Genomic DNA, 15,564 nt, shown 5'->3' with positions numbered 1-15,564 from the left:
CGCCAGCCCTGCCGGGCGCCGGCGCCACGGCTGCGCGACGGCGCCGGTGTCGCCAGATTCGACACATGCGCCGCCTCCCGCCCCTGGCCCGTCTGTCCATCCTCTGCCTCACCCTGGCGCTCGCCGCCGGCTGCGGCGGCGGCGGTGGCGGCTCGACCGTCCCCACGGCCCCGGTGGTCCAGCGACCCGCCCTCCCGGTGCTGACCACCCTCGCGGTGGTGCTGCCGCAGGACACCGTCCAGGCGAGCCTCACCGTGACCGCGACGGTGGTGGCGGCGGACGAGAAGGCGCAGGCGATGACGGTGGGGCTCGTGGAATGGACCTCGAGCAACCCCGCCGTGGCGACGATCACGTCGGGGGGGACGATCCTGGCGCGTGCCACGGGCACGACGGTGATCCGCGCCAAGGTCGGCCAGGTGGAGGGCGCCCGCACGCTGCTGGTGCTGCCGCCGCCACCCGGACCGCTCCCGGTGGCGAGCATCGCGCTCACGCCCACCGCGCAGGCGCTGGATGTGGGCAGCACGCAGCGGCTCGACGTGGCGCTGCGCGACTTTGCGGGCACGCTGCTCGCGGATCGCGAGGTCACCTTCAGCAGCAGCGACGAGTCGATCGCCCTCGTGGCCGCCGACGGCACCATCACCGCGCGCAGCGCGGGCACGGCCATCATCGAGGCGGCCAGCGAGGGACAGCGCACCGCCAGCGCCATCACGGTGCGATCGGCCCTCGACCCGGGCATCGAGCTCGCCGTCTCGCAGCCGCTGCCGGGTGCCGAGGTGGGCGACTCGGTCAACCTCATCGCCACGGTGCGGTCGGTGCAGCCGCTCGACTCGGTGGTGCTCACGATCTCGGGGCGCTCGTACCCGATGATCGTCCGGATGGTCTCGAATGGGCCGGCGGTGTCGCAGCCGACGTGGGTGGTGACGGCGGACCTCTCGACGCTGGTGGGCGGGCCGCTGGCGCTGGTGATCACCGCGACCGACGCGGCCGGTGGTCGCGGCGTGCTGGTGGTGCCGGTGGTGCACCGCACCTTGGTGCCGGGCGGGAACAAGACACCCGGCGGGAGCAAGTAGCGCCGGCACGGGACGGACGCGCGGCCGGCGCGCGGCAGCGGACTGGTGGCCCGATCGTGTGCCCGCCCCGATATTCGGCGGACGTGCCCACCCATCCCTGCGCGACTCCCCTCGCACCACGTCCCGTGCGCCTCGTCATCAGACTCGCTGCCGCAGCGGCCTGCCTCGTCGCCCGCGTCGCCGGCGCCCAGCCGGCCAGTGCCATGCCGGCCTACACACCCTCGGCCGCCAACCTCGCCGCGCGCACCTGGTACCAGGATGCGAAGCTCGGGATGTTCATCCACTGGGGCCCGTCGTCGGTGCTGCAGGACGGCGAGTGGGTGATGAACAACCGCGGCATCCGCGCGGCGGAGTACGAGAGCCTGGTGCCGCTGTTCAACCCCGTGCGCTTCGATGCAGCGGCGTGGGTGCGCGCGGCGAAGGGCGCGGGCATGCAGTACATCACGCTCATCACGAAGCACCACGATGGCATCGCGCTCTGGGACTCGAAGGTCTCGGACTACACCATCGTGAAGCGGTCGCCCTTCGCGCGCGACGTGGTGAAGGAGCTGGCGGACGCCTGCGCGCGCGAGGGGCTGAAGCTCTTCCTCTACTACTCGCAGCTCGACTGGCACCATCCCGACTTCTTCCCGCGCGGCCAGACGGGGCTGACGGCGGGGCGCCCGGAGTCGGGGAGCTTCCCGCGCTACCTGGACTACATGGATGCGCAGCTCACGGAGCTGCTCACGAACTACGGGCCCATCGGCGGCATCTGGTTCGATGGCGTGTGGGACCAGCCGAAGACCGACTGGCGGCTCGGGCAGACCTACGCGCTGATCCATCGCCTGCAGCCGGCGGCACTGATCATCCCCAACAACCACGAGCTGCCGCGTCCCGGCGAGGATGTGCAGACCTTCGAGCGCGACCTGCCCGGTGCGAACGGGCAGGGGTTCAACACCACCGAGATCGGCGCGCTGCCGCTCGAGATGTCGGAGACGATGAACGACTCGTGGGGCTTCCGGCTCACGGATCGCAACTGGAAGTCGCCCACGCAGCTGATCCGCAGCATGGTGGAGGCGGCAGGGCGCAACACGAACTTTCTGCTGAACGTGGGGCCGCGTCCCGACGGCACGATCCCCGATTCGTCGCTGGCGCGGCTGGCGGCGATGGGGGCGTGGATGCAGGTGAACGGCGCCTCGATCCGCGGCACGCGCGGCGGGCCACTCACGCCACGGCCGTGGGGCGTGACGACGCAGCAGGGTGACACGGTGTACGTGCACCTGCTGCACGGCGCCGATGCGGTGGTGGCGCTGCCGGCCTTGCCGCGACGGGTGGTGCGGGCGTTCCTGCTGGACGGCGGGGCAGCGGTGTCGGTCAGTGCGACGGCCGGCGCGCTGACGCTCACACTCCCGCGCCGCGACGCAAATTCACCGGACCAGGTGGTGGCGCTGGTGCTGGCGCGGTAGCGTCGCACCACACGCCGCCAGAGATTGGGGCACACCCTCGCCCATCCCGACGCCATGGCCCGTTCGATTGTCGCGCCCGTCGCGGCGCTGCTGCTCGTCCTCTCCGTCACGCCGCTGCGGGCACAGCACGCCGCCGATCCTGCCACCTATCCCGTGATCCCGCGTCCGGCGGTGCTCACGCCGGCGAGTGGGCGCTTCACGATCACGGCGCGCACGGTGCTCCGTGCCGACCCGTCGTTCGCGGCGGTGGCGCGGCGGTTCGTGCGGGACATCGAGGGGCCGACGGGGTTCACGCTGGCCGTGGTGCCGTCGGCCACCGGCGGTGGCGCGGGCAGCATCCGGCTCCTGCGCGCCCGCGGTGCCCTCGCCACGACCCTTGGCGCCGAGGGGTACCAGCTGGACGTGACGCCGGCCGGGGTGACGGTGCGCGCGGCGGCACCGGCCGGTGCGTTCTACGGGCTCGGCACGCTGCGCCAGCTGCTGCCGCCGTCGATCTACCGCGCCGCATCGAGCGGCGCGACGACATGGAGCGCACCGGCCGTGCACATCGAGGACACGCCGCGATTCACGTGGCGCGGGGCGCACCTCGATGCGGGGCGCCACTTCATGCCGAAGGAATTCGTGCTGAAGTACATCGACCAGCTCGCGCACATGAGGATGAACACCTTCCACTGGCACCTGACCGAGGACCAGGGCTGGCGGATCGAGATCCGCAAGTACCCGCGCCTCACCTCCGTCGGGTCGTGCCGCGCACAGACGCTGGTGGGCCCGTTCGTGGCCGACCCGGCGAAGCGTGTGTTCGACAAGGTGCCGCACTGCGGGTTCTACACGCAGGACGATGTGCGCGAGGTGGTGGCGTATGCGGCGGCGCGGTTCGTGACGGTGGTGCCGGAAATCGAGATGCCGGGGCATGCGCAGGCCGCCATCGCCGCCTATCCGGAGCTGGGCGTGCGGCGTGACACCTCGGTGGAGGTGTTCCAGGTGTGGGGGACGAGCGACGTGATCCTCAACCCGACCGACGCCACCGTGCGGTTCATGCAGGACGTGCTGACCGAGGTGATGGGGCTCTTCCCGTCACGGTTCATCCACATCGGTGGCGACGAGGCGGGAAAGTCGCAGTGGCAGGCGAGCGCCGAGGTGCAGGCGCGCATCCGGGCACTCGGCCTGAAGGACGAGCACGAGATGCAGAGCTGGTTCATCCGGCAGATGGACACCTTCCTGACGACGCACGGACGCCGGCTGATCGGGTGGGACGAGATCCTCGAGGGCGGGCTGGCCGAGAACGCGACGGTGATGTCGTGGCGCGGGACCGACGGCGGGATCGCGGCGGCGCAGGCGAACCACGACGTGATCATGGCGCCGGGCAGCCACACCTACTTCGACCACCTGCAGTCGCAGGACAAGGCGGCGGAGCCGCTGTCGATCGGCGGATTCCTCCCGATCGACACCGTGTACTCGTTCGAACCCGTGCCGCGGGAGCTGACCGCCGCCCAGGCGCGCCACATCCTCGGCGCGCAGGCGCAGCTCTGGACGGAGTACATCCCCGACCCCAAGGCGCTGGAGTACATGGCGTTCCCGCGCATGAGCGCCCTGGCGGAGGTGCTGTGGACGGCGCCGGCGCGGAAGGACTTCGCCGACTTCATGCAGCGGCTCCCGGCGCAGCTGCAGCGCTATGAGGCAATGGACGTGAAGTACCGCAAGCCGGAGTCGACGGTCATCCGGCAGTAGCGCACGGGCGCGCTCGGCGGCGAGTGTCAGCGGTTGGCGAGAAGGCCGCGGCCGGCGAGCCAGGCCAGCGTCACCGGCAGCCACGCCCGGGCAACCGGTGGCCGGCCGTCGAGCATGCCGAAGCCGTGGCCGCCCTTCTCCCAGATGTGCAGCTCGCCGGGTACGTGGTGCGCGATCATCGCCTGGTGGAAGGCGATGGCGTTCTGCGGAGGCACCGCGTCGTCATCCTGGGTGGCGATGAGGATGGTGGGCGGGGTGGAGTCGGTGACGCGCAGGTTGGTGGAGTAGCGCGCGCGCTGCGGCACGGCGAGGGTGGGGAGGAGGTTGTCGGCGGAGCCGCGGTGTCCCCACGGTTCGTGCATGCTGATGACGGGATACACGAGCACGCCGAAGTCCGGGGTTGCGCTCACGGCGCCAACACCGTCGCGCCGCTCACCCGGCAGCACCTCGTCGGCGAGGGTCAGCATCATGCTCGCGAGGTGCCCGCCGGCGGAGAACCCCATCACGCCGATGCGATGGGCGTCGATGTTCCACGCGGCCGCGTTGGCACGGGTGAGGCGAAGCGCCTGGCGCGCGTCGAGCAGTGGCACGGGGAATCCGTAGGCCGCCGTCTCGCGATCCGACACGCGGTACTTGACCACGATCGCCGCGATGCCGTGCCGGTTGAGCCACCGCGCCTCCTGCCACCCCTCGTGCTCGATGGCGAGCACGCCGTACCCGCCGCCGGGATAGATCACGATCGCGCTGCCGTTGGCACGGGCGCGCGGCGGCAGGAAGACGCGCACCGAGGGCTCCTGCACGTGCCGGACGATGGCGATGGGATCGGCGGCGGTGGCGGGCGTGAACACCTCCGGCTGCGTCGACCGCGGTGCCCCCGGCAGCACACCCGTGTAGAGCGGGAGGTCGACGGGTGGCGCACCGGGACGCTGGCCCGGGAGCTGCCCCGCCAGCAGCAGCACGAAGGGTGCGATTGAAAGCGGCCCGATCCGTCGTGCAGTGCGCATCTGTCGTCGGGTGCAATGTGCGGTGCCCTGATGTCCCACGCCGCGCGAAGGTTACGTGGTGCGCGCGCGGGATCGCCACCGCTGGGGGCCCCGGCGTAGGTTTCCGGTCCTGTTGCCCATCCCCGCCCCCCCGTGACGATGTCGCACGCCGAACTCGCCCTCGAAGTCATCGGTCTCCGGAAGTCGTACGGAGACGTGCACGCCGTGAATGGCCTCGACCTGCGCGTGCCCACCGGCCAGTGCTTCGGCCTGCTCGGCCCGAACGGTGCCGGCAAGACCACCACGATCGAGATCTGCGAGGGGCTCACCACGCCCGACGCGGGCACGGTGCGCGTGCTCGGCCGCACCTGGGACCGCGACCCGCAGTGGTTGCGCAGCCAGGTGGGCATGCAGCTGCAGGAAACGCAGCTGGCCGAGAAGCTGACCGTGCTGGAGACGGTGACACTCTTCCGCAGCTTCTACGAGCGCGGACGCACGGTGGCCGACGTGATCGACCTCGTGCAGCTCGGGGAGAAGCGCGGCGCGCGGGTGGGCGGTTTGTCCGGCGGCCAGAAGCAGCGGCTGGCGCTGGCCTGCGCGCTGGTGGGCGACCCGGCGCTGCTCTTCCTCGACGAGCCGACCACCGGCCTCGATCCGCAGTCGCGGCGGCAGCTCTGGACGCTGGTGGAGGACCTCAAGCGCGATGGCCGCACGATCGTGCTCACCACCCACTACATGGACGAAGCCGACCGCCTCTGTGACGACATCGCCATCGTGGACCACGGCCGGGTGATCGCGCTCGGCTCGCCGCGCCAATTGATCGCCTCGCTCGGCGCCGACCACGTCATCCGTCTCGGCACGAGTGAGCAGGCGGCGTCGGTGCACCCCATTCCGCTGCCTGAGCTGCTGGCGCTTCCGGACGTGACGAGTGGCCGCGAGACCGAGAGCGGCTACGAGCTCCGTGCCGGTTCGGTGCAGGCCGTGCTGCCGTCGCTGCTGGCGCTGGCCGCGGGGCACGGCGTGCAGTGGCAGGAGCTGAGCACGCACAGTGCGACGCTCGAGGATGTGTTCGTGTCGCTCACCGGTCGCGACCTGAGGGACGCCTGATGCGCCTCGCCTCGCTGCACCAGCTCACGCTGACGCGCTTCCGCGAGTTCATCCGCGAGCCGGAGGCCGTGTTCTGGACGTTCGTGTTCCCGCTGCTGCTGGCGGGCGGGCTCGCGATCGCCTTCCGCGACAAGGCACCCGAGGAGTCAGTGATCGCGCTGGTGGCGGCGGCACCGGCCGACAGTGACGCGCAGCGCACGCTGGCGGCGCTGACCGCCGCCGCCGCCGACACCGGGAACCGGCTGCGCGCGCGGGTGATTCCCGGAGACAGCGCCGGTGACGTGCTGCGCACCGGCACCGCGGCGCTGGTGGTGGGCACCACGGCCGGCGGTGGCGTGGAGTATCGCTACGATCCCACGCGTCCCGAGGGCCGCGCCGCACGCGAGCTCACGGACGACATCCTGCAGCGGGCGCGCGGGCGCGCCGACGTGGTGCCGGTCACGGAGGTCACGGTGCGTGAGCGGGGCTCGCGCTACATCGACTTCTTCCTGCCCGGGCTGCTCGGCATGAACATCATGGGCAGCAGCATCTGGAGCCTGGCGTTCGGCATCGTGACGCAGCGGAACAAGAAACTGCTGAAGCGGCTGGCCGCGACGCCGATGTCCCGCCTCGAGTACCTGCTCTCGTTCGTGCTCTCGCGGCTGGTGTTCCTGGGGCTCGAGGTCGCGGTGCTGCTGGGGTTCGGGGCGCTGGTGCTGGACGTGCCGATCCGCGGGGCGCTGCCGACGCTGCTGCTGGTGGCCTTCGTCGGGGCGGCAGCGTTCGGGGCCATCGGGCTGCTGGTGTCGTCCCGGTCACGCACGATCGAGGGGGTGTCCGGCATCACAAACCTGGTGATGATGCCGATGTGGATCTTCTCGGGCGTGTTCTTCTCGGCGAGCAACTTCCCGGCCGCGATCCAGCCCGTGGTGCAGGCACTGCCACTGACGGCGCTGGTGAACGGGCTGCGGGCGATCATGCTGCAGGGGGCGGGGCTGGGTGCGGTGCTGCCGCAGCTCCTGCTGCTGCTGGCCTACCTGGTGGTCGGGCTGGCGGTGGCGCTGCGGATCTTCCGCTGGCAGTGAGGGCGGTGGGCGGATCGGCGCCCCCCGGTTCAGATTTGGGGTAGCACCGGTGCTGGTGCCCTCCTGGACTCGGCGTCGCCGACCTCAACTGAACCTGCCATGCCTTTGCGCATTCTGCTTCCATTGTCCGCCGCCCCGCGCCTGGCCCGTCGCCTGGCGCTCGGGGCGGCACTGTCCGTCGCCGCCACCGGCTGCGCCACCAACCCCGCCACCGGGCGCCGTGAACTCTCGCTCATTCCCCAGGGGCAGGAGATCGCCATGGGTCAGGAGGGGGCGAAGGCCGCCGCCGCGCAGATGGGCATCTATCCTGACTCGGGGCTGCAGCGCTACGTGTCCGGCCTCGGGCTCAGCATCGCGAAGAGCTCCGAGCGCCCCGATCTGCCCTGGAGCTTCTCGGTGGTCGATGACCCGATCGTGAACGCCTTCGCGCTGCCCGGCGGGCCGGTGTTCGTGTCGCGCGGCATCCTCGCACACATGAACTCCGAGGCGCAGCTGGTGTCGGTGCTGGGCCACGAGGCCGGCCACGTCACGGCCAAGCACTCCGTGAGCCAGATGTCCAAGCAGCAGATCCTGCAGATCGGCCTGATCGGCGCGATGGTGCTGAAGCCGGAGCTGCAGCAGTTCGGCGACGTGGCGTCGCAGGGCCTGGGTGTCCTGTTCCTGAAGTTCAGCCGCGACGACGAGATCCAGGCCGACGAGCTGGGCTTCCGCTACATGACGGCCAAGAACTATGCGCCGACCGAGATGGCCGAGATGTTCAAGACGCTGCAGCGGGTGTCGGGTGGCGCAGGCGCGCGTGGCACGCCGGAGTGGCTCAGCACCCATCCCGACCCGGGCAACCGCGTCGAGAAGACGGCGCAGCGGATGGCGGCCGCGGGCCGGTCGTTCACCGGCTCCACGATCAATCGCGACGTGTACCTGCGCCGCATCGACGGCATGATCTTCGGCGAGGATCCACGCGCCGGCTACTTCCAGCAGACGACGTTCATCCAGCCGACGATGCAGTTCCGGTTCGACTTCCCGACCGGCTGGCGCACGCAGAACTCGGCGGAGCAGGTGATCGGGGCCAGCGCGCAGGGTGATGCGCAGGTGGCGCTGACCCTCGCCGGCAACGTGGCCCCGCAGGCGGCGCTGCAGAAGTTCCTGCAGCAGCAGGGAGTGCGGGCGGGCCAGGTCTACACCAACCCGATCAACGGCAACACGGCGGCGATCGGACAGTTCGCGGCGCAGACGCAGGACGGCAAGGTGCTCGCCGGCTACGTGGCCTACATCCAGCAGGACGGCATCACGTACCAGCTGCTCGCGATCACGCTGCAGCAGTCGATCCAGCAGTATGACGGGGTGTTCCGCAACGTCATCGGCTCGTTCCAGCGCGTCACCGACCCGCGCCTGCTGACGGTCACGCCGCAGCGCGTGCGCATCGTGCAGCTGCCCTCGGCGATGTCGCTCACGCAGTTCAACCAGCAGTATCCGTCGGTGATCCCGATCGCGCAGCTGGCGCTGATCAACGCGATGGATCCGGCCCAGGTGATCCCGGCCGGCACGCTGGTGAAGCGGGTGGTCGTGCAGTAGTGCGGTAGCGCCGGCGATGCCGCCGGCGCGTTCGTGCAGCCCCACCCTCCCCGGTGCACATCGATGTCCCGCCTGCCGCGTCGCGCGCTGTCGCTGGTGATCCTGCCCCTCGCCGGCCTGCTGCTCGCGCGGCCGGCGCGGGTGGCCGCGCAGGGTACGCCCGTCGATCCCACGGCCGCCCTGCTGGCGGAGCTGATCCGCATCAACACCAGCAACCCGCCGGGCCGCACGCAGGCCCTGGCGGAGCTGCTCGCGCCGCGCTTCCGCGCCGCAGGCTTCACGGTGGAGGTCATTCCGACCCCCGACTCGGCGAAGGTGCACTTCATCGCCCGGCTGAAGGGCGACGGCACGCGCAAGCCGGTACTGCTGGCGGCCCATGCCGACGTGGTGGGCGTGGAGCGCGAGAAGTGGAGCATGGACCCGTTCGCGGGCGAGATCCGCGACGGGCACGTCTACGGACGCGGTGCCATCGACTTCAAGGGGGGCATGGCCGTGTTCGTGACGGCGCTGCTGCGCATCGCCGAGCGCAAGGTGCCGCTGTCGCGCGACATCATCTTCCTCGCGGAGGCCGATGAGGAAGGGGCGCCGATGAACACGATGTGGCTGGCGCGGGACCACTGGCCCTCGATGGACGCCGAGTTCGCCTTGAACGAAGGCGGCTGGGTGATCCAGGATGACGCCGGCCGGGTGCGGTACGTGAGCATCTCGACCGCCGACAAGTCGGTCACGGGCGTGGTGCTGACGGCGACGGGCACCTCCACGCACTCCTCGATGCCGCTGCCCGACAACGCGATCGCGGCACTCGGTGGTGCCGTCGCGCGCATCGCGGCGTACGAGTCGCCGGTGCAGCTCACGGCGGAATCCCGCCAGTTCTTCCGCACGCTGGCCACCACCAGCACCGGTGACACCGCGCGCCTCTTCCGCCAGCTGGTGGAGGGATCACCGGCTGAGGTGCGCAGCGCGGACAGCGTGATCTCGCAGGACCCGCTGCTGCATGCGATCATGCGCAACACCATCGCGCCGGTGCTGATCAGCGGCGGCTTCCGTAGCAACGTGATTCCCGGCTCGGCCGAGGCGACGCTGAACCTGCGGCTGATCCCGGGCACCGATCCGCGCGAGATGGTGCGCCTGATCGAGCGGCTGGTGAACGATCCGCGGGTGACGGTACGCCTGGCCTCGAACGCCCCGCCGGCCGCGCCGATCCCGGTGTCGGGACAGGAGACGGAGCTCTACCAGGCGCTGGCACGTGAGGCGAAGGTGCAGTGGCCGACGGCCGAGGTCACGCCGTACCTGTTCCAGGCCGGCACCGATGCCGCGGCGTGGCGCACGCGTGGCATCCCCGTCTACGGCATCTATCCCTACCCGATCACCAACGACGAGCTCCGCCGCATGCACGGCAACGACGAGCGGGTCAGCGTGGCTTCGCTGCAGCAGGGGACGGAGATGATCTACCGCACGATCGTGAGCGTGGCGGGGAAGCCCGGCAGGCGCGCAGGCGCGGTGCGCCGTCGCGGGGGCTGACCGGCGCACGCGGCGGAGTGGGTGAGGGAATCGGCGACGATCCTGCGCGTGCGATGGGAGAGACCTTCCCTCCCCTGCCTGGAGCACACCGATGTCCGCTGTCCCGCGTCGTGTCCCGACCGCCCTGTTCGCTGCTTTTGGTGCCGTCGTCACCGCATGTGGCGGTGGTGACGGCGGCGACGTCACCAACCCGCCTCCCGCTGCGACCGGCTCGCTGACGGTCACCGTCGCGGCGGCGAGCGGCCTGGCGGCGGCGGTGCAGGTGACCGGCCCGGGCGGCTTCGCGCGCTCGCTCACGAGCTCGACCACGCTCAGCGGCCTTGCCCCCGGGGCGTACACGGTCGCGGCCACCGACATCGCGGATGCCGGGATGCGCCACGTGCCGTCGCCGCGGAGTGTGACCGCGCCGGTGACGGCCGGTGGGGCCGCGACGGCGTCGGTGGCGTTCGCGCTTCCCATCGCCTCGCGGAGCACGAGTGATCGCAGTGACGAGGCCGGCGGGGCGCAGGTCAAGCTGCTCTATGCGCTGCCGGTCGACGGCGTGGATCAGGGGCGCGACACGTCGGGGGTGATCCAGCGCTCCGCGTCGTCGTGGCAACGCTGGCTGTCGGCGCAGGCGGGGGGACGCCACTTCCGGCTCGACACGTTCGACGGTGGCGCCGACGTGCAGTTCGTGCGGCTGCCGCGATCCGACGCGACGTACCGCGGCTACGGCGTGTTCATCCGCGACACGATCGAGAAGGACCTCGTCGCGGCGGGCGTCGCCGCGAGTGCGACGAAGCTCTATCTCGTCTACTACGAGGGTGGACACGTCGACCGGTGTGCGAGCGCCGCGTGGCCACCCGCGCTGCCGGGCCGGGTCGCCGCGATCTACCTGCACGGCACCATCGCCGGCGGCCGGAACTGCGACCAGAACAGCTTCGTGACCGTACCGACCGCCGCGCCGGGGTACCTCGAGTTCGTGGCGGCACACGAGCTGATCCACCTGCTCGGCGGCGTGTCGACGTCCGCGGCGGACCATGGCCTTGGTGGTCACACGATCGTGGATCCCGCCGACCTGATGTACGCGGGCCCCTCGGCGTGGCAGCCATCGAAGTTCGACGTGGCGCGCCGCAGCTACTACAACCCCGCCGGGCTGCCGTCGGGCGTGATGAACTTCGCGTCGTCGCCATTCGTCGTCACCCCGCCCTGACGCCTGTGCGGCGGGCGTTGGCCCGGTGCAGGGCGGCCGCGATATTGCTGCCGGTATCCTCCGCCCCACTCCGAACCCGCCCGGCTCCCATGCGTCTTCGCGTCCTGTCGCTGCCACTGCTGCTCGCCCTGCTCGCCACGGGTACGCCGTCCGCCGCCGGTGCCCAGGCACGCCGCGCGCCGCTGCTGGTGACCCGGCAGTGGCTCGCGAAACGGCTCGGTGACACGAGCCTGGTACTGGTGCACGTGGTGACGGACCGCGCCGAGTATGACGCAGGGCACATTCCCGGCTCGGTGCCGCTGCCGGTGGGCACGTACGCCGTGATGAGCGCCGACTCGCTGCGGAACGAGATGCCGACGGTGGGGGCGCTGCAGGCGGCGCTGACGGCGGTGGGCGTGGCCGACGGCCGTCACGTGGTGGTGATCGGCGTGGCGGTGCCGGCGGCCCGGCTGGCCTTCACCATGGCGGCACTGGGCCTCGAGTCTCAGGTGTCCGTGCTGGACGGCGGCATCGAGGCGTGGCGTGAAGGTGGCACGCTGCCGGTGACCCGCACGGCCGGCACGCCGCGCGCGCCGGCCACGCTGACGCTGCATCCCGACGCGTCGCGGGTGGCGACCATCGCCGATGTGCAGGCGGTGATGGCCGGGGCGCCTGGCACCGCGCCACGCACCCAGGTGCTGGACGCCCGGGCGGTGGAGTTCTACACCGGGGCGAGCGCCGGCAGCATGCCGCGGGCGGGCCATGTGCCCGGCGCCGGGAATGTGCCGCTGACGTCGCTCACCGGCGTGAACGGCGCGATGCGCGAGACGCGCGCCGTCCGGCCGCTGCTGGAGCGCGCCGGTGCGCGTGGCGGTGACCGGGTGATCACCTACTGCCACACCGGGATGCAGGCGAGCCTGCTGTGGCTCCACGCCCGTCTCGCCGGCTACGAGGCCAGGGTGTTCGACGGGAGCTGGCAGGCCTGGAGCCGCACGCCGGCGCTGCCGGTCGAGGGCGCGCCAGCGCAGCCGTGACCCGGCGGCGTTCCCGGGTGTAACGTCCACGCAGTCCCGTTTTCTGGCCTTTCACCTGCGCTGGACCGTCCCCATGGATCGCCGTCAGTTCATGCTCACTTCTGCTGCGGCCGCCGCCGCCGGCAGCCTCTCCCGCCTCGACGGACACCTCGTTCCGGCGCCGACGCGCCTGCGCAACGTCGGGCTGGGGCTGTTCTCGGTGCCGAAAATGCTGGAAGCCGACTTCCGCGGCACCATCGCCATGCTGGCAGGCATGGGCTACCGCGAGGTGGAGCTGTTCGGACCGTACGCGTTCAGCGAACAGGCGGCCATCGACGCCTGGGCGAAGATCATCCCGCAGGTCGGGTTCGCGGGGAGCGGCTTCTTCGGGATGACGGGGCGCCAGGTGCGCGCCATCCTCGACGAGCACCACATGAAGGCCCCCTCCGCGCACACGGACTGGTTCACGCTGCAGCGCGGCATGGGCCGGCTGGCGGAGGCGGCGCACGACGTGGGGTACGAGTACGTCGTGCTGCCGTCCATCCCCGACGAGCTGCGTCAGGACCTGGATGCGTACCGGCGCATGGCCGACGCGATGAACGCCGTCGGCGCGGAGGCGAAGCGGAACGGGCTCAAGTTCGCCTATCACAACCACGGCTACGGCCTGACGCCGATGGACGGGCAGGTGCCGCTGCAGCTCCTGTTGGAGCGCACCGACCCGTCGCTGGTGTACCTGGAGATGGACGTGTACTGGACCGCGGCCGGTGGCGCCGACCCGGTGGAGCTGCTGCGCGCGCACCCGGGCCGCTACACGATGCTGCACCTGAAGGACATGAAGGAGCGGAAGCGCTTCCGCGGCAACGGCGGCAATTCGGGCGAGTGGGTGGAGCTGTTCCCGTACATGACCACCGCGGGCGACGGGGTGCTCGACCTCCGCTCGATCGTGGCGCAGGCGCGGCGCTCGGGCGTCGCGCACTACTTCGTGGAGCAGGATGTCGTCGCCAACCCCGATGTCGCGCTCAAGCGCAGCTACGACTTCATCGCTGGGCTCTGAGTCCGTCAACTGCAACTGCATTGACGCAAAGGCGCAAAGGAACAGCGCAAGGACGCAAAGAGGTCGGCGCGTGATGCGACTGTCGGTGTGGCGAGGGGCATCGGAAAGGCTGGGGGAACTGCAAGTGCAACCGCAGTTCCCCTCAATTCCTTCACGCCTCGCGTGATGCGACCGTCGACTTCCGGGCCGACCTCTTTGCGTCCTTTGCGCTGTTCCTTTGCGTCTTTGCGTTGAAGCAGTTGCTCTTGCCGTTGCTTGTTCCGTTGCTTTTTCCGTTGCGGCCAGCAGCTACTTGGGATCGCGGACGACGGGCAGGGTGTAGGCGGCCTTGAGGGCGCCCTGGTACTCCTCGTAGAGCCCCTTCAGGCCCTCGAATTCCTGCTTCACCGCGGCGCGGAAGGCGGGCTTGCTGGCGAAGTCGTAGAGCAGTGCCGCCATGGCCTGTGCGTCGACGGTGAAGCCGGCGTGGCCGACGGGACCGAGGGCGTCCTCCAGCATCTCGTAGGTGTGGTAGCCGCCGTTGGAGGTCCAGGCGCTGAGGCCGACGCCTGGAACCGCGCTCGACACGCTGCCGGTCTCCTCCCAGCCCTGCGGCTTGCCGGGCTCCACCTGCACCTTGCCGCCGCCGTAGCGCTTCACGTGCACGAAGGCCGCCTCGTTCAGCGTGCCGAGGCTGATGCCATCGCGCATGGAGCCATAGGTCTCGATCTGCACGCGGGTGCCGGTCGCGAGGGCGGCGCCCCGTGCGGCGTCGTCGATGAGCTGGCGCATCTGGGCCAGGTACACCGCATCGGGATAGCGGATGTAGAAGTCGGCGACGGCGCGGTCGGGGACGACGTTCGGCGCCTTGCCCCCCTCGGTGATGATGCCCTGCATGCGGGCCTCGGGGCGCATGCTGCCGCGCAGCGCGTCGACGCTGTTGAACAGGTGGCGCACCGCCGTGAGTGCGTTGCGGCCGTCCCACGGCGTCATCTGGTGCGCGGGGGCGCCGGTGAAGGTGTACTTCACGCCGTCGATGTTCAGGCAGCAGCTGCCGAAGCCGGCGCCGGCACGTTGCGTCGCCATGCTCGAGTGACTGCGCACCACCACGTCCAGGCCGTCGAACACGTGGGCGGCGTGCATCACGGTCTTCGCCGGCGGCGGCATCATCTCCTCGGCCGGCGTGCCGATCACGACCACCTGACCCGGCGTCTTCGTCGCGACCAGCCACTCCACCAGTGCCTGTGCCGCGGCGAGGCCGACGGGGCCCTGCGTGCTGTGCTGGTCGCCGTGATAGTCGCCCTGCGTGCCGCGGAGCGCGTCGTACTCCACCACGATGCCCATGGCCGGGCCGCCGGTGGTGCGACGGCTGCGTGCGACGAACGCGGTGCTGAAGCCGCCGGCGTTCATCGTCACCTCGAAGTCGTGCGCCGTGAGCCAGTCGGTGAGGATCTTCACCGACCGGTCCTCCTTGAAGCCGATCTCGGGGTGGCGGGTGATGTCGTCACCCATCGCGAGCAGCTCGCTGTCCATGAGGGCCTTCGCACGCGCCGCCACGCGGTCGCGGGCCGCATCGGGGGCGGCCAGTCGCGTGGTCCAGCCGGCAACGTCCACGGTGCGCTGGAGGACAGCCATCTTCTGCAGCACGTCGCGCGCGACGGCACGCTCGGTGGGCGTGTCCTGCGCCGCCAGCGGGCCGGCGGCCAGCAGCAGGGTCAGGACGAGGGGACGAAGCGGGCGCATCGGATGGTGGTCGAGGGGGATGGGTGCCTGCGGCCGCGCGGGGCGGGCGGTGCCATGCGACGGGACGGGGGTACGGTGCCCGGAGTGCGGGCGTGACGCAAGAGACCGCATGCT

12 protein-coding genes are annotated in these 15,564 nt (G+C 71.0%); 10 read left to right on the top strand and 2 right to left on the bottom strand.

The annotated features are described in order from the left end of the window. The first annotated feature begins 65 nt into the window (after positions 1-65). The 3 genes from IT355_08425 to IT355_08415 all read left to right on the top strand — a co-directional run bounded on the left by IT355_08425 (position 66) and on the right by IT355_08415 (position 4,243). Positions 66-1,070, top strand: a complete 1,005-nt coding sequence (locus IT355_08425; protein ID MCC7053283.1) for an Ig-like domain-containing protein — start codon at positions 66-68, stop codon at positions 1,068-1,070. A gap of 125 nt (positions 1,071-1,195) precedes the next feature. After that, a complete protein-coding gene (locus IT355_08420; protein MCC7053282.1) occupies positions 1,196-2,515 on the top strand; it encodes an alpha-L-fucosidase in 1,320 nt (439 codons plus the stop codon). 54 nt (positions 2,516-2,569) lie between these two features. Then, positions 2,570-4,243 carry a beta-N-acetylhexosaminidase gene (locus IT355_08415; GenBank protein ID MCC7053281.1) on the top strand — a complete coding sequence of 558 codons (1,674 nt, stop codon included), beginning with the start codon at positions 2,570-2,572 and terminating at the stop codon, positions 4,241-4,243. Between the two features lie 26 nt (positions 4,244-4,269). Here the strand turns inward: IT355_08415 and IT355_08410 are convergent, their stop codons facing one another. Continuing rightward, positions 4,270-5,247, bottom strand: coding sequence for an alpha/beta hydrolase (locus IT355_08410; GenBank protein MCC7053280.1), 978 nt, complete (start codon positions 5,245-5,247; stop codon positions 4,270-4,272). A gap of 132 nt (positions 5,248-5,379) precedes the next feature. Between IT355_08410 and IT355_08405 the strand changes: the two genes are divergently transcribed. The 7 genes from IT355_08405 (at position 5,380) to IT355_08375 (ending at position 13,728) form a co-directional block, all read left to right on the top strand. Beyond that, positions 5,380-6,333 (top strand): ABC transporter ATP-binding protein, encoded by a 954-nt coding sequence (locus tag IT355_08405; protein MCC7053279.1) that lies wholly within the window; start codon positions 5,380-5,382, stop codon positions 6,331-6,333. Further along, positions 6,333-7,397, top strand: a complete 1,065-nt coding sequence (locus IT355_08400; protein MCC7053278.1) for an ABC transporter permease — start codon at positions 6,333-6,335, stop codon at positions 7,395-7,397. The genes IT355_08405 and IT355_08400 overlap by 1 nt, the downstream gene beginning before the upstream one ends. A 99-nt stretch (positions 7,398-7,496) precedes the next feature. Then, positions 7,497-8,969: a M48 family metalloprotease gene (locus tag IT355_08395; GenBank protein ID MCC7053277.1), complete on the top strand. Its 1,473-nt coding sequence runs from the start codon at positions 7,497-7,499 to the stop codon at positions 8,967-8,969. Between the two features lie 63 nt (positions 8,970-9,032). After that, positions 9,033-10,490, top strand: coding sequence for a M20/M25/M40 family metallo-hydrolase (locus tag IT355_08390; protein ID MCC7053276.1), 1,458 nt, complete (start codon positions 9,033-9,035; stop codon positions 10,488-10,490). A gap of 91 nt (positions 10,491-10,581) precedes the next feature. Further along, on the top strand, positions 10,582-11,682 hold the full coding sequence (locus IT355_08385; GenBank protein MCC7053275.1) for a hypothetical protein: 1,101 nt from the start codon (positions 10,582-10,584) through the stop codon (positions 11,680-11,682). Between the two features lie 89 nt (positions 11,683-11,771). Next, positions 11,772-12,695, top strand: coding sequence for a sulfurtransferase (locus IT355_08380; protein ID MCC7053274.1), 924 nt, complete (start codon positions 11,772-11,774; stop codon positions 12,693-12,695). Between the two features lie 73 nt (positions 12,696-12,768). Next, positions 12,769-13,728 carry a sugar phosphate isomerase/epimerase gene (locus IT355_08375; GenBank protein MCC7053273.1) on the top strand — a complete coding sequence of 320 codons (960 nt, stop codon included), beginning with the start codon at positions 12,769-12,771 and terminating at the stop codon, positions 13,726-13,728. A gap of 288 nt (positions 13,729-14,016) precedes the next feature. Here the strand turns inward: IT355_08375 and IT355_08370 are convergent, their stop codons facing one another. Continuing rightward, complete coding sequence (locus IT355_08370) at positions 14,017-15,450, bottom strand: peptidase dimerization domain-containing protein (protein MCC7053272.1); 1,434 nt, start codon at positions 15,448-15,450, stop codon at positions 14,017-14,019. Between the last annotated feature and the right edge of the window lie 114 nt (positions 15,451-15,564).

The sequence above is a fragment of the Gemmatimonadaceae bacterium genome (assembly GCA_020851035.1).
Taxonomy (GTDB): Bacteria; Gemmatimonadota; Gemmatimonadetes; order Gemmatimonadales; family Gemmatimonadaceae; genus JACMLX01.
The sequence above is the reverse complement of the archived record's forward strand: the minus strand, read 5'-3'. Positions and strand labels throughout refer to the sequence as shown.

Coding starts and splice junctions, on each gene's coding strand:
- IT355_08415 (MCC7053281.1), top strand. CDS start 2,570: ATGGCCCGTTCGATTGTCGCGCCCGTCGCGGCGCTGCTGCTCGTCCTC.
- IT355_08375 (MCC7053273.1), top strand. CDS start 12,769: ATGGATCGCCGTCAGTTCATGCTCACTTCTGCTGCGGCCGCCGCCGCC.
- IT355_08380 (MCC7053274.1), top strand. CDS start 11,772: ATGCGTCTTCGCGTCCTGTCGCTGCCACTGCTGCTCGCCCTGCTCGCC.
- IT355_08390 (MCC7053276.1), top strand. CDS start 9,033: ATGTCCCGCCTGCCGCGTCGCGCGCTGTCGCTGGTGATCCTGCCCCTC.
- IT355_08370 (MCC7053272.1), bottom strand. CDS start 15,450: ATGCGCCCGCTTCGTCCCCTCGTCCTGACCCTGCTGCTGGCCGCCGGC.
- IT355_08425 (MCC7053283.1), top strand. CDS start 66: ATGCGCCGCCTCCCGCCCCTGGCCCGTCTGTCCATCCTCTGCCTCACC.
- IT355_08395 (MCC7053277.1), top strand. CDS start 7,497: ATGCCTTTGCGCATTCTGCTTCCATTGTCCGCCGCCCCGCGCCTGGCC.
- IT355_08385 (MCC7053275.1), top strand. CDS start 10,582: ATGTCCGCTGTCCCGCGTCGTGTCCCGACCGCCCTGTTCGCTGCTTTT.
- IT355_08410 (MCC7053280.1), bottom strand. CDS start 5,247: ATGCGCACTGCACGACGGATCGGGCCGCTTTCAATCGCACCCTTCGTG.
- IT355_08400 (MCC7053278.1), top strand. CDS start 6,333: ATGCGCCTCGCCTCGCTGCACCAGCTCACGCTGACGCGCTTCCGCGAG.